Origin of the sequence: Aeoliella straminimaris (assembly GCF_024054565.1) — a bacterium.
In the GTDB taxonomy this organism is placed as follows: domain Bacteria; phylum Planctomycetota; class Planctomycetia; order Pirellulales; family Lacipirellulaceae; genus Aeoliella; species Aeoliella straminimaris.
This window is the reverse complement of record NZ_JAMXLR010000061.1, coordinates 191,149-205,184: the sequence shown is the minus strand read 5'-3', so window position 1 is coordinate 205,184 and position 14,036 is coordinate 191,149. Positions and strand designations below refer to the sequence as shown.

General features: G+C 58.9%; 14 protein-coding genes and 1 riboswitch. Of the genes, 13 read left to right on the top strand and 1 reads right to left on the bottom strand.

Features of this window, described 5'->3' with window-relative positions:
• The first annotated feature begins 139 nt into the window (after positions 1-139).
• The 6 genes from NG895_RS18020 to NG895_RS17995 all read left to right on the top strand — a co-directional run bounded on the left by NG895_RS18020 (position 140) and on the right by NG895_RS17995 (position 4,751).
• Complete coding sequence (locus tag NG895_RS18020) at positions 140-337, top strand: hypothetical protein (RefSeq protein ID WP_252853910.1); 198 nt, start codon at positions 140-142, stop codon at positions 335-337.
• A gap of 28 nt (positions 338-365) precedes the next feature.
• The gene (locus tag NG895_RS18015; protein WP_252853909.1) at positions 366-791 is read left to right on the top strand and encodes a hypothetical protein; all 426 of its coding nucleotides are present in this window, start codon (positions 366-368) and stop codon (positions 789-791) included.
• A 91-nt stretch (positions 792-882) separates the two neighbouring features.
• Positions 883-1,446 (top strand): hypothetical protein, encoded by a 564-nt coding sequence (locus tag NG895_RS18010; protein WP_252853908.1) that lies wholly within the window; start codon positions 883-885, stop codon positions 1,444-1,446.
• Between the two features lie 49 nt (positions 1,447-1,495).
• Positions 1,496-2,104: a hypothetical protein gene (locus tag NG895_RS18005; RefSeq protein ID WP_252853907.1), complete on the top strand. Its 609-nt coding sequence runs from the start codon at positions 1,496-1,498 to the stop codon at positions 2,102-2,104.
• Positions 2,105-2,532: 428 nt separating this feature from the next.
• Positions 2,533-3,345: an SAM-dependent methyltransferase gene (locus tag NG895_RS18000; protein ID WP_252853906.1), complete on the top strand. Its 813-nt coding sequence runs from the start codon at positions 2,533-2,535 to the stop codon at positions 3,343-3,345.
• Between the two features lie 92 nt (positions 3,346-3,437).
• The gene (locus NG895_RS17995; protein WP_252853905.1) at positions 3,438-4,751 is read left to right on the top strand and encodes a hypothetical protein; all 1,314 of its coding nucleotides are present in this window, start codon (positions 3,438-3,440) and stop codon (positions 4,749-4,751) included.
• Positions 4,752-4,834: 83 nt separating this feature from the next.
• On the opposite strand, the gene NG895_RS17990 is transcribed toward NG895_RS17995, so the two are convergent.
• Positions 4,835-5,386 (bottom strand): hypothetical protein, encoded by a 552-nt coding sequence (locus NG895_RS17990; protein ID WP_252853904.1) that lies wholly within the window; start codon positions 5,384-5,386, stop codon positions 4,835-4,837.
• A gap of 1,014 nt (positions 5,387-6,400) precedes the next feature.
• Here NG895_RS17990 and NG895_RS17985 point away from each other — a divergent pair.
• The 7 genes from NG895_RS17985 to NG895_RS17955 all read left to right on the top strand — a co-directional run bounded on the left by NG895_RS17985 (position 6,401) and on the right by NG895_RS17955 (position 13,678).
• Positions 6,401-7,969, top strand: coding sequence for a sigma-70 family RNA polymerase sigma factor (locus NG895_RS17985; RefSeq protein ID WP_252853903.1), 1,569 nt, complete (start codon positions 6,401-6,403; stop codon positions 7,967-7,969).
• A 148-nt stretch (positions 7,970-8,117) separates the two neighbouring features.
• A complete protein-coding gene (locus tag NG895_RS17980) occupies positions 8,118-8,891 on the top strand; it encodes a DUF2262 domain-containing protein (protein WP_252853902.1) in 774 nt (257 codons plus the stop codon).
• Positions 8,892-8,942: 51 nt separating this feature from the next.
• Complete coding sequence (locus NG895_RS17975; RefSeq protein ID WP_252853901.1) at positions 8,943-10,283, top strand: hypothetical protein; 1,341 nt, start codon at positions 8,943-8,945, stop codon at positions 10,281-10,283.
• Positions 10,276-10,569: a hypothetical protein gene (locus NG895_RS17970; protein ID WP_252853900.1), complete on the top strand. Its 294-nt coding sequence runs from the start codon at positions 10,276-10,278 to the stop codon at positions 10,567-10,569. Before NG895_RS17975 ends, NG895_RS17970 begins: the two co-directional genes overlap by 8 nt.
• Before the next feature lie 144 nt (positions 10,570-10,713).
• The gene (locus tag NG895_RS17965; RefSeq protein WP_252853899.1) at positions 10,714-11,037 is read left to right on the top strand and encodes a DUF2262 domain-containing protein; all 324 of its coding nucleotides are present in this window, start codon (positions 10,714-10,716) and stop codon (positions 11,035-11,037) included.
• A 99-nt stretch (positions 11,038-11,136) separates the two neighbouring features.
• Positions 11,137-12,339 (top strand): DUF3592 domain-containing protein, encoded by a 1,203-nt coding sequence (locus NG895_RS17960; RefSeq protein ID WP_252853898.1) that lies wholly within the window; start codon positions 11,137-11,139, stop codon positions 12,337-12,339.
• A gap of 106 nt (positions 12,340-12,445) precedes the next feature.
• Positions 12,446-13,678 carry a permease gene (locus NG895_RS17955; protein WP_252853897.1) on the top strand — a complete coding sequence of 411 codons (1,233 nt, stop codon included), beginning with the start codon at positions 12,446-12,448 and terminating at the stop codon, positions 13,676-13,678.
• 54 nt (positions 13,679-13,732) lie between these two features.
• Positions 13,733-13,946, top strand: a riboswitch (cobalamin riboswitch).
• Positions 13,947-14,036: the final 90 nt, after the last annotated feature.

The window sequence follows — 14,036 nt, the reverse complement described above, 5'->3', positions numbered from 1 at the left end:
CTAATTTGCACTAATCTTCGCTAATAGAGAATTAGTGAGTATTAGCGTAGATTAGTGTTCTACCACTTACTGTTCTCCAGCTGCCATCGTGTGTGATCGTTCTGGTAGAATGGCAGGAGCTCCACGGAGGAACTTTACCATGGCCGAACCACTCACGAAGAGCCAGCAGCAACTGCGGGGCATGCAAGTTCGCGATATGTCGATCGAGGAGCTAAAGGACTGGATCGTGGCCTGCGATCGGATGGAGGTGTGGGTGAAGCCGAACAAGGTGCGACGCTCGTGGAAGGATGCGCGGGAAGAGGCCGAGGCGGAACTTTTTCGTCGACTCGGTGGGTAATCGCGGCATTGAGTAGCAGGCGAACATCATGTCCGAACCGAATCCTTATCGCTCACCCGCCGCGGAGTCGCCGCCGCCCTCGCGCCGTATCGTATGGCTGAACATCGCGAGGGCGATTTTTCATAACGCGACGATTTTCTTCCTGCTGCTGGTTGCTCTGCAGGCCTTTCTCGGCGAGCGGAACCCTTGGTTGATTGGGGCTGTGATTGTCCTGTTGCTGTTGATCAGTCTGGTTCGCATACGCCCGCAGCAAGCACAGCACGACCCACGTCCTGCCGAGTGGGTGGTTTTTGCCGCGGGCTTGGTGGCAGTGCCCATCCTGAGCTACTTGTTCCGGCCTTCGATTTCCATGCACTGGTACATCATTGCGATGTGGTGCTGGATCTTCGTGTTCTGTGCGGTGCGCGACTGTTTGTACGTGACTGGAGTTTTGCCAGGTAGTCGTGAATCTTGAGGCGCCGATTTGCTACCCGCACTCGGCAACGACTATATTCACGTTCGTCGGGCATGGTGGATTAACTACAGTTGCCAGGGGGGCTGGGGCGGTGAAATTCTCTCTTAAGTGGCTGCTTGTCGTCGTAACCTATTTGGCAGTTGCCACCGCTGCTTGCGTACACCAAGGCTACGGATGGCGATGGGCTCTGTGGGTGGGCAATCTGCTGTTGGTATTGTACGCCGTGCTGGCCGTGGTTTACTTTCGCGGTCGCAGCCAGGCCATGGCGTTGGGATTTGTGTTGTACGCCGTGGCTGCCACCGTGGCGATGATGCGTTTTGCGACGCTTTCGCCCATTGCGGATGCAATACGCCCGTTTGTTCCTGCAGCGGTGGCCACCAACGAAGAAATTGCGGAAGCTGCCGAACGCGTCGAACGGCTTCGCTGGGAGATGGTGATATCGGCGAATGCGGCCAGTACGGAGTATCGGGACCGCACTCAGCAACAATACAAAGCTGCCCAACAGCGACTGCAGAGCATGGTTCCCCTGATGTCTCTGGCTGGGGCGGTGGAGTCGTTGTGCGTGATGGCGGCTGGCCTGGTGGGGTGTGTGGTGGGGCGGCATGTATGGACCGTGGCTCAGCGGCAGCAGACCAAACCGGCCGAGGAGCGTTGAAGGCGTGTTTGTTCGTTGAGGAGCGAAGAGGACTTCCAAGGAGGCAGCATTGAAAAACGTACGACTGCGATTTCGCATTGTCACGTTACTTGCCGTTACGGCCGCGATCGCATTCTTGCTGTGGGCCGTACCGGCTCGGAAAGAATACAATCGGCGAATGGAATTCGAATCAGCGGCACGGAATCTTGTGGTGGGGCTCAATGGGTCTCTATTCGAGCTGTTGCCAGAACATTCCCACCAAGGTCAACTCATTTCGGCGCATCGCGTCGACGCGGCGGGTCGCCTATCTACGTCCAGTTTCTTTCGTTACCAGCACTATTGGTACTGCATTTACAGGCACACCCGCGATCTCACCAGGGAGGAGTTGCAGGAGTTGAGGGCGGCCGGTTCCACCAGCAGGACGAGAACCTCCAAGTATTGGGAGGACGTGCGGGTTTATCGCTTGCCGTCGCCTCCCGTGAGATATGTGGCGCAAACCGAAAGCGGCAGGCGGAAGGTGCACCGACATTCAGAAACGGATGGCCGTTTGAAAGTCACGCCCGAAGATCGTACCCCAAGAGAGCAGTACGAAGCCGACTTTGTGGAGATCATCACCGGGCACCAGTCGTCGACGCTCGACATCGACTACGAGCTCATCCACTCGGCGGGCGATCCGTAGTCGCCGCTCCCGACCCGATCGGTCCGCGCGAGCTGAGACTCGCTTGACGCCATCCTCCGCCTGGATGCAAAACCCCGGGTGTAAAAAAGCCGCGGTAGAATTCGACTCGCGGTTTGGTCTAATGGCGGTTTGGCCACCGGTGCGTGGTGAGTGGACGGTGGAGCATTGCCTCGGCCGTAGACATTACCAGCCGCCTTACGGCGGCCGCTCGCTGGAAGGGTTTTGTCGCACTTGCGGCGAACCGAGCGCAACAACCCCTCGAGTAAAGTCGCACCCCCTGATTGGTTTCGCCTGTTATTTCAGTGGGTTTTTTATTCGAGGTGCGACAATACTCGCCGAGTAAAGTCGCAGGGAATCGTTGTTCGGTGCGACTGCGACATTACTGCGACATTACTGCGACAAAACTACCTGAACCCGACGAACACCGCATGCAAGAAATCATCCAAGACGATTTGTACAATTACCCCAAGTACTATGATCTGGTGTTCGGGTCGGATTGGGGAGCGGAGCTAGCGTTCTTGCAGGCCGTGTTTGCCAAGCACGGCACGGGCAAGTTCCAGCGGCTGCTGGAGCCGGGGTGCGGCACCGGGCGGCTGATGTACCGGCTGGCACAGGCCGGCTTCGAAGTGGCTGGCAACGATCTGGCCGAGCCGGCCGTGGAGTACTGTAACGACCGGCTGGAGAAGCATGGTTTTCCGCGGACCGCGATGGTGGGCGACATGTGCGACTTCACCTTGTCTGATTTTAAGGGGGCCGACTTCGGGACCAAGAAGAAGTTCGACGCGGCGTTCAACATGATCAATACGTTCCGCCATCTGCCCAGCGAGGATCACGCCCGACGGCACTTGGAATGCATTTCGGCGGCCCTGCGCAAGGGTGGGCTGTACGCCCTGGGGCTGCACCTCACGCCGACCAAGGGCGAGCCGATGGACGAGGAGAGCTGGCACGCCCGGCGGGGGAATTTGACGGTTTTGTCACGTCTGTGGACGGTGGAGCACAACCGCCGCAAGCGGATCGAGCGGGTGAGGATGAGTTTTGACGTTTATACTCCCACACGCACTTTCCGACTGGTAAATTGTGCCGATTTTCGAATCTACACGGCTCGCCAAATGGCCGATTTGCTGAGTAGCGTCCCCTCTCTAGAGGTGCTGGAGACATACGACTTTGCCTACAACATTGACCGACCGGTTAAGATAGGTGCCGAAACCGAAGACGTGGTGTATATCCTTCGCAAGAAGTAAAACAGGTGAGCGGGTCCCGGTGGGGACCGGTGAGTAAGTGAATCGCCGCGATGCATTGCCTTGTGCTTCGCGGCGAAACCACAATTCCTGGAATGAACGAACTATCCACTCCAACTGCTGTTGAGCCGAGTAGCTCGGATGCCGTGGTGCATCGCGAGGCGCTTGCCGCGTTTGTGGAATTCGCCGCCACTGCGCTGGAGGTTCGCTGCGCGCTGGCCGACGGAGTAGCGACGCTGGATTTCGAACACCGCGAGCATCCCGCCTGGCCGCGTCCCTATCAGACCCGCGTGGCCGTGGCGAGCGAGAAGATTGCCAGTCCGCCGCGCAAGGTGACCTCGCCCAGCGACGGTAGTCACTGGCTGTGGAACCTGGCCACGCTGGAACTGGGCGCGCTGGTGGCTCACCCCACCTCGCAGCCCGAGTCGGTGCACGAATTCTCCAGCCGCTTGTTCGGTGCCTACCGGGTGGAGAATGGTCAAATGCACCTGGCCGGTTGTCATTTGATCGACGTGCCGTTTCTGCGGGCGACAACCCTGGCTGCCGATGATCCGGCAATGGTCGAGCATCGCTACTTCGATCAGACGATGCAGCCGGTATCCGAGTCGTACCTGCAGCAGTTGGGGCTAAGTGACATCGCCCCGCTAACCTTTCAATCTTCTCCGCTTAGCCGGCCGCAAGTCGAGACGCTTGCCAGGCAATGCGATACGGCCGGCGAACGGTTCGTAGCGCTCACAGTTATCGTCGCGAAGCGTGCCGAAGGGGCGCTGCAGTTCGACATCGGCGATCAGTGCGCCCGAGTGCGGTTCCACGATTGGACGCGCACGCTCACGGCGCCAGCGTTTCACTGCGCGGCCAGCGGAATGGATACCTTTCATTTGGCTGCTATCGATGATGGTCGCATCGTGGCCGCCGAGGCCGTGGCCAATTGCGAAGAGTCGGGCGTGCGAGTGCTGGAATCGGAACGCGTCACCTGCAGCGTGACGGGCAAACACGTCGACCCTCGCTTAGCGGCCAAGTGTCCGGTGTTGGGCGAGTGGGTTTTGAAAGACCAGATGGCCACTTGTCGCGCGTGTCAGCAGTCGGTCAGTCGGCTAGCACTCGAAGGCGGCGTATGTCGCGCGTGCCGCGAGTTGCCTTTGGCGAAACCGACGGACACTTGGGTAGCGGGACTTCGCGAGACCTATCCGGTGTTGAAGAAATACCGAAAGTTCCGCGCGGGCAAACTAGGCGACCTGGTCCGTGTGATGGCCAGCGGCTGGTGGCGGCGGTTGTTGTTGGTCACCGCTGGCGAGAACGGTCCGCTGGTGCTACTTGCACGTCGCGAAGGTCTTGCTGGCACTTGGGAAAAAGTGCCCCCGAGCGAATGGCAATCGGTGCTGGGAGCCAAGGCGCCCGATAACGAATAATTGCATGACGTTCAAAATGAAGTAATGCAATAAATTGCCGGCTGCTTGCAAAGAAAGTCGGGGCACCACACGCGAGGGGGGCGTTACGACTTCGCGGCCGTCCTGGGCAACACCAAACAGCCCAGCATCGTCAGCGCTGCCACCACGCCAGCGGCAGCCAAGACGACGTTGCGATGGAACAATCGTTCGTCGAGTTGCTGCTGGTAGTTCACCTGCTGTGGTGTTGAGATTTCGTTGAATCCATTCTCGACAAGGATGGGCTCATTGATCTGCCAATTCAGCCAGAAATCGAGCGGTTTCCACTTTTCCAGCGTGGCATCGGCGTAGTGCGCGAGTTGTTGCTCGTAGATCTTGCCGAATTCGGGTGTTTCGGGCTGAGTTGCGGTCATCCACCCCGCCACGGCGAGCAGCACGAGTGTGAGCACGGTACCGCCGAAGGCAATGGAGTGGCGAGGAGTCCAGGCAGAGGTGCTTTCTGCAGCGGTTTGTTCGTCGCGTGGCAGCGTGCGGAGTTTGCGCAGCGGCGGCACCCCCACCATGTTGCCGCACTCGCAGGCGACTTGCGACCCAGCTTGGTGGACCGTGACACTAACTGATTTACCACATGCGCAGGGAACTAAGTATTTGTCAGCCATCAAGTTGGGGCATCAAGAGCGGTCCAGAAGTAGCCGATCTACCGAACAGCGGGGCAGTTTGCCACGTCTAAGCAGTGGGGCAGTGGCGTGCGTCAACTCGCGATTTTCCCTGCACAAGTGAGGACAGGGGAATCCGAATTCGGGTCAATGTACCCCGTTTTTCGCTTTTTGCCTATGGACCCGCATGTTGGGGTGCTTACAATTAGAAGGCCAGGTCAGAGGTACTGCTGCCACCTACCCTACTGGCCTATAACTCCGTCCAGCCAAGTCCCGAGGATGGGAATTGGCTTTCACGGATGAAGCCTTCGTGCGCGATAGGCGGATTGGAGTCGACAATTTGCACAGCGTAGTGCTGGCGGATGATGGGAACATCTCGTGGAGCCTTTCTCACAATGCGGCTCACGGCGATCATCCTCCGGCCTCGTGCAGATGGAATGAGCGGATTAATTAGAGATTCGGGGAATACTCACCGCCGCTGCTGCCCAGGCGATGGTTGATTATTGATTCGAGATGCGACGCACCCACACACTTGCTGGATTCGCCTCAACGACCTGCTGATAGTTTTTGGCCGCTGAGAATTTGACATCCTCGAGCGAGACGGTGGAGAAGAGTGTTAAGCGACTCGATTTGAAATATGAGAGCCTGTGCAGTTTCACTAACCTGTTCCATTGCCACATTGTGTTGTTGGAGTGATCGCACTCCGCGCACGGCACTGGTTCGCCCACCGACGGTTTAAGCGGTAGAGGTGCCAATGTTTTCCTTAATAGAAGTTCTTTCCAAATGCCCGTCGCCAACAGCGGTGCGGGTGCTTGGTGTTAAAATTGTGTGTCGCCCTGTGTCGCAAGCATTTCGTTTGTTTCGCACGGCGCTGTTTATGCAACCACAACCCGTCCGTGTTGTCGCAACACGGAGGGATGTTCGATAGCAGTAACAACCCCTGTGCAATCGTGAGCTGGCACCCAGGGAGCTGGCTCGGTTGTTACGAGTTTGTTCATCAAGGTAGGAGCCTCAACTTTGTACGATACCTTACTCGATCACACGCTCGAAGATGACTCGGATGTGTCGACCGACGACGTCAGCCAATTGGCTGGTCATCTACGTCCAAACAAGGAGGGCGACGACGAAGATGAAGTAGCTGTCGATACGGCAGGCGGCATGAACGATGACGACGATAGCGATGAGGATGGCCTGCTGGATGGCGGTGACAACGAGTCATGGTCGGACGATCCGGTACGCATGTACCTGACCCAGATGGGTGAAATCCCCCTGCTGACGCGAAAAGAGGAAATCTCGCTGGCGCGTCGCATCGAGAACACTCGGGCCGCCTTCCGCCGCAAGCTGCTGGCTTGCGACTATGTAATTCGCAGCGCCGTCAAAGTGTTGGGCCGTGTTCATCGTGGCGAGCTGCCGTTCGACCGCACCGTGCAGGTGTCGGTGACCGATCGGCTGGAAAAAGAGCAGATCATGGGCCGCATGCCGCATAACCTGCGGACGCTCGAAGTGCTGCTGGAGCAGAACGCCGACGACTACCGCATCGCGACAAGCAAGTCGTACAAGATGTCCGAGCGTCGCGCCGCCTGGAAACGCCTGAGCCGTCGTCGTTGCCGTGCCGTGATTCTGGTCGAAGAGCTCGGTCTCCGCACGCAGCGGATCGAGCCCATGATCGAAACGCTGGAGCAGTTCAGCGAGCGGATCGATCAACTGCAGTCGCAGCTCGACAAGATGAAGAAGGACCGCCGGCCGATGAGCGAGCGAAAGCCCGTGCTCGTCGAGTACCGCAACATCCTTCGCACGCTGCAGGAAACGCCCACCAGTCTCCGCCGCCGTGTGCGGGACCTGAAGGCGGTGTACTCGAAGTACCAACGCGCCAAGCGAGGCCTGTCCGAAGGTAACCTGCGTCTGGTGGTGTCGATCGCCAAGAAGTATCGCAACCGCGGTCTGTCGTTCCTCGATTTGATTCAGGAAGGTAACGCCGGTTTGATGCGTGCGGTCGACAAGTTCGAATACCGCCGTGGCTTCAAGTTCTGTACCTACGCCACGTGGTGGATTCGCCAGGCGATCACGCGCGCCGTGGCCGACCAGAGCCGCACCATTCGTATTCCGGTGCACATGGTCGAAACGATGAGCCGCGTTCGCAACGTATCGCGGATGCTGCTGCAGCGTTTGGGCCGCGAGCCGACGCTCGAAGAGACCGCCCGCGCCGCCGACTGCACGGTGGAAGAAGCCCGTCGGGTCCTGGCGATGAGCCGCTACCCGATTAGCCTCGACCGCCCGGTGGGCAACAGCGAGGACAGCCACTTTGGCGACCTGCTGCCCGACGGTGGTGCCGAGAGCCCGGCGATTGGCGCCGCTCAGGAAATGCTTCGCACCCGCATCAGCGCCGTGCTGAAGACGCTGAGCTACCGTGAGCGTGAGATCATCAAGCTCCGTTACGGCCTGGGCGACGGTTACAGCTACACGCTGGAAGAAGTGGGCCACATCTTCAAGGTGACCCGCGAGCGTATCCGCCAGATCGAAGCCAAAGCGGTCCGCAAACTGCAGCAACCCAGCCGCAGTGCCGAACTGCTTGGGTTCCTCGATTAGTAAACACTCACATGACTTGCATGTGATCGACCCAGAAGCCCCCGCCAGAGTTTGGCGGGGGCTTTTTGTGTTTGGGTGGCGGAGTAAGTAAGACAGAAGGTCGTGTCGGGCACAAGAAGTTCGACCAATCCGCAGGGGGGACTAAAACGTGGGTGAATTCACATCCATTGCCAAAAGACAGCAAAGCGGAGGTCCGAAGGAGCAGGTCGAAGCGACTTGGTTCTTCGGCTACGACGGTTCATTTGCTGTGGGGCCTGAGTGGCTTACGCGACTGAAAGCGAAGCTGGAACGCAAGTTGCCGATCACCGCCGAGGTGAAATTCAACGAAGACGCCACCCGTCTCTCTCTGCGACTGCAGTTCAAGGGCGTCGCCACGGAGCGAGAACTGGAGAGAATTCCAGATCGTGCCATGCGAGCTGTCGAGTGGTTCATCTTCTGGAATCGAAAGGGAGTGAAGGTGGAACGTCCGCTCGATGCTCCTGACTACAAGGACCGCACGCTAGGTACCTTGTTTTACGACGACGACATCGATTCGTGGTGCCGAGACGCGGATGACGATGAGGGAGCAGCTCCACTACAGAATTGCACCTGGTACCTATCGGGCCTGGAAGGGAAGCGGCCTCCCAAGGACAGACTCCAAGCAGCTCATGCGCTGGTTGCCAATTTCAAGGAGATCCACGCCCTGTGCATGACGGCAATTTGCGACGAACTGCTCGACGTCTACAACAACAAAGGCTGGAGGGGCGACAACCCAGAAGTTGGCCGCGATGAGTTTATTTCGCAGCTTTACTTAAGCTCTGTGCGTATTGATGACGACGGCGAGCGGCTTTGCTATGGGTTTGAGGATGGGTTGTTCTCGGACCGTGAAGCGGAAGTCGAGATTGAGGGCGGCGAACTGGTGCATGTAAGCCTGCTGGGGTGAATCCGTGTAACAAGCACAGACACACTGAAGTACTTCGATGGGCATTCGGTCATGTTCAACTTCAAGCGAAAGAAGGTCTCCGCCAGGACGGTACGGCGTGTGCTCGATCGTTTGCGGTCGGGCAAGGTCAGAGGCTGGGAAGCCCTTGAGAAGACCCTGAGTCCTATTTATGGAGATATGGACTTCGGCACCGCGCGATTGCTGATCGAAGCGGCGACTGAGCCATTCGCAGCGAAGATCTACAGTGGATCAGACACTATTGGGTACCAATTGCTGGACGCAGCGGGAAGGGATGAGCAGGAGGATCGTATCCCCTTCATCGAACAGAACTACGCAAAGCTCTCGGCTAACGACAATATCCAGAGTCGGGCGCTCCGATTGCTCGCCGACATTGGCACTGCGAAGGCCCTGGAGAGCTTCTGGAAACTACTCAAGCTTCCCGAGAGTAAGGGTGTAGAACTTCATGTGCCGATGGTCCCGCTGAAGGCCGGTTCCAACTGGCGTGACGATGCGGCGGAGCGCGCACCGTATATCTTTCCTGCGGTTTTCGATCTCATCGGTCACAGCAACGACCTGCCGAGCATCTGCGACCTGATCGTCAAGTACAGCCAGGAGGGCCTGCTCGACTTGTCGAACTACCCGGATACGATGGCAAAGCTCAACGATGAGGCGGAAAGATCGCTGAACGCGAGTTTGGAATACGATGCCCGGTGTAAGGAACTAGGTTTAGTTGAGCCGACTGCTGAAGAGTTCGATGAGGCCTTTACCGCCGAGCAGAATCTCGAATGGGTTCTCGATGTCTTTCGCCACACCAAGTTCCCAGAAGCGGAACCACTCTTGAATCGGGTTCTCGCCGCGTCTGATTTGCGGATGAAGATATTTGCAGTCGCCGCCGCGTTGAAGCAGGAGATGCAAGTTTCCTCCCAACTGCTGAACGAAATCGCGGAGACGCCAGCCCGGCGGGCCACGCTTTGGCAATTGCTTGAGGAGTGCGGCCTGCTAGAGCACTTTCCCGAGTCGTACCGTACACAGCGGCTACTTGCAGAGGCCGAAATGGTGATGTGGATTCGACATCCCTTCGAGTGGGACGCGGTGCCCGAGATGTTGGAACTACAGGCGATCGTCGAAGTCGAGGTCGAGGGTGAGACGAATCACTACTACTTGTTTACCTTCTCTCATTCCGAATTCAGCGAAGGCAAAACATGCGTAGGTATTGCGGGTCCCTATCCTAAAGAAGGTCCACCGAAGATCGGCGGCCGCTGGACCTTCAGCCACTTCAAGCAGTTGGAAGAACTCTCGCTTCGCCAGCACGCAGCGACGTTCCTTGATCGCGTCGAGGAGGGAATTGAGTTTGAAATCGTGCCGGTGAGCACAGGGGGCAATCTTGATTAGTGTTTCCAAATCATCCGATGGAGTGCATACCTCTTCTCACCTCGGGACCATTATCCCCGATGGTGACGCACCCAGCTTTGGCGAGTTGGAGTCCAAGTTGCAGTGTGAATGCGATTGCCGTGCATTGTTGCAATGGAACCCCGATACTTCCTGCGTTGATATCGAGATCACCACTCCACTGGGTACCGAAGACAAATCACAAGATCTCGCCGACATCGTGGCTGCTGCCCAACGACTGATACGCGCGGCGGTCGATGAATCACCGTTTCTCGACTTTGGTAAATAATCACCGGTAGAGGTTCCCGGTATTGGAACATTTCGTTACTCGCCTGAAGGAGAGGTTTGGCAAACCACCGTTGCAGTGCCGGTTGCCAAACGCTTCCGCTTGCCGTGGAGCAAACTGCCAATGTGCGAACTAAATATCGCCCCAATGGCAGGCCAGCCAGATGAGCAGTTGGTTGAGCACGCTCGCAATTTTGTAGGTCGATTGGAGGAGATTGATACTGCCAGCCGCGAGGCAATCGCGGAGGAGCTGCTCGAGACGTTTAACGATGTTTGGCGAGAAGTTGGACCGCCGTATACAAGAGAGAGGTTTGTTGGCAAGCTCCAGTTAACGAACCTGACTTGGTTGTATCGCGAAGATCGTCCCTACGCCTGGTACGGCACTGGGAAGTCCGATCTGTTCCAGGGCCACGAGATTGAGGTCCACTACAACCACGATTTCTCCGTCTACAGCGTGGGATTGTATGGCTAGAGAACTTCTAAAACGCTGAAAACGGGCGTGAAATCGAGCCTCTTTCCGTGAGCTATGCTTCGAAAGACCCCTGCGCCCGGTCCTTTCCTCCCAAACGTCATGACCAACCGTACCCAACGCCCCTCGAGCCAAGGCACCGGCTGTGCCGTGCTGTTTCTGATGCCGTTCGCGGCGTTCGGCGCGGCGATGATTGGGCTCACCTTGTGGTCGCTGGTCGATTGGCAGCGGATGCAGCACTGGGAGGAGACTCCCGCACGGCTGCTTTCGCTCAAATTGCAGCGAGGCGACGACACCGAGCGGATCCGCGCCGAGTACCAGTACACCTACGCGGGGCAGCAATACACCAGCGACCGCGTGGCACTCCATCAGATGGGCGACAACCTGGGCACCTATCAAACTCGCAACTACCGGCGACTCAAGCAGGCGATGGACGCCGAGCAAAGCGTCGCGGCTTACGTCAATCCGGCCCGCCCCGGCGAGGCCGTGCTACTGCGCGATCTGCGCCCTGAGATGCTCGCTCTAAAGGCGATGTTTGGATTCATCTTTGGCTTGATCGGCATCGGCGGATTGGTCGGCGTGGCGATTGCCAGCAAGCAACTCAAAAGCGCATCGGCCATGGCCCAGCAGCAGCCCGACAAACCGTGGCGATGGCGCGACGATTGGCGTGAGGGCGAGATCACCGTCGGCAGTAGCGGCGGCTTCTGGGCGACTCTGGTGCTGGCCATCATCTGGAACTCGCTCGCGGGAGCAGCCGCTGTGGCGATGCTGGTGGTCGACAAGAACGCGACACCCCTGGCCCTCGGTGTGCTGGCGCTGTTCATCCTGGCGGGACTGGGGCTCTTGTATCTGGCCTGCATGACGTACTTTCGCTGGCAGCGCTTTCCATCCGCCACGTTTCGCATGGCGCGCGTGCCCGGCGAGATCGGCGGGCAGCTAGCCGGCGTGGTGCTGATTCCCGCCTATGTGCGAGCGGACGATGGCTTCCAGGTGAAGCTCGAGTGCACCCAGACCGTGCGTGCAGGTAAGCAGACCCGCACCAACGTGCTGTGGAAGGACGAACAAGTCATCGAACGAACGCTCGATGAAAACGATTTCTCGCAAACCGCCATCCCCGTGCAGTTCGCTATTCCCCCAGACGTCGAGCCAAGCGATCCGCACGCCGACCGTCCGGTGAAGTGGAAACTGAAGGTCGCTGCCAAACTGTCTGGCCCGAATCTCGACTTCACGTTCGAAGTGCCGGTGTTCCGCAAGGAATTGGCAACGGAACCGCCGTTTGCTGAGTCCCAAGTGGCCGAGGTGTGAGTCGCCATCGCCGCGCAGGACGCCGCCATCGCCACGGGCACGCTGCAGGCCTACAATTACGGGTACGTCTTCAGCTACTTGGCAACTCTTGGCTCCTTGAAAACTCATGCAATCTTTCCTCCTTTCCGCCTGGCATACCACCGTAGAGCTCGCCCCGTGGCTGCTGTTGGGCGCCGCGGTGGCCGGAGTGATGCATGTGTTGTTGCCACGCGACTTCGTGCGACGGCAACTGCGGGGGAAGGGGAGCGTGGCCAAGGCCGTCGCGCTGGGGGTGCCGCTGCCGCTGTGCTCGTGCGGCGTGATCCCTGTGGCTATCAGCTTGCGCGAGCAGCAGGCCAGTCGCGGCGCGACCGTGGGCTTCTTGATTTCCACACCGCAAACCGGCGTCGACTCGATTTTGGTCAGCGCCGCGATGCTGGGGTGGCCATTTGCGCTGTTCAAGGTCGTGGCGGCGCTGGTAACCGGCCTGATTGGCGGTTTTGTAACCGATGCGGTGCAGCCAACAGCCAACGAATTGCCGACCATCCGACCGAATTCCGCCAGCCACGCAGGTCGGCGTTCGTGGCGCGATCTGGTCGACCACACCCTCGAAATACTACATTCCATTTGGGGCTGGCTGGTGATCGGAGTACTGCTCTCGGCTGCCATTACGACGCTGGTGCCCGATTCGATGCTTACGGGCCTCGCTGCCTACGGCGGAATGGCGGCCATGGCAGCAGCGCTGGCCGTGTCGCTGCCGCTTTACGTCTGCGCGACCGCCTCGGTTCCCATTGCCGCGGCGCTGGTGGCTGGTGGCCTGCCTGCGGGAGCGGCCCTGGTGTTTCTGATGGCCGGCCCTGCAACCAACGCAGCGACCATCGGTGCGGTGCGAAAGACCATTGGCGGCCGCGCCCTGGTCGTGTACCTCTCGACGATCATCATTGGCAGCATGGCGGCTGGCATGTTCTTCGATCGCGTGTTGAGCGCCAGTGGCGTCAGCCAGCATGTGCACGAGCATCCCATCACCTGGTGGGGCGTGGCCAGCGCCGTGGCATTGCTGGCTCTGATCGCCTGGTTTGCGATAAGTGACCTGATGCGTAAGCTCGCCAGCCGCAAGCCACTCGACACAGCCGGCAACCTCCCCGCTACCACCGTGCCGATCACCGGCATGACCTGCCAGGGCTGCGTTGGCAAAGTGGAAGCGAACTTAAAACGCGACCCAGAAGTTCGCTCGGCCCGCGTGACACTCGACCCCCCGCAAGCAGTAGTGGTGGGCGACATATCGGACCAACGTGTCCGCGAACTGGTCGAGAGCGCCGGGTTCGAAGTGGGCCAGGCCAGCGATTTGGTCTCTCGTTAGCGGCCGGACGCTCGCATCTTCCCGCTGGTTGACACCCACCGCCTACCGGCCTAGACTGGCTGCTCGTGTGTTGGTGGTTGGCCGCGCAATCGTTCTTGTCGGCCGACACAACAGGGAACTCCGGTGAAATTCCGGGACGGCCCCGCCGCTGTGACCGAGAGCCAACTCGCGGTTCGACTCTAATGCCATTGCCCGCCGACGTGTGGGTGAGAAGGCCGAACCGGCGACACTCGGGAGTCAGAAGACCTACCAACGCGTGGCATGCGGACCGACTGCGAGGGACAGTCGCTGCGTCAACATTCATACAGGATACGCATCCGACTCGTGCTTCGTTGGCCGGACGTTTATTGCGTCGGCA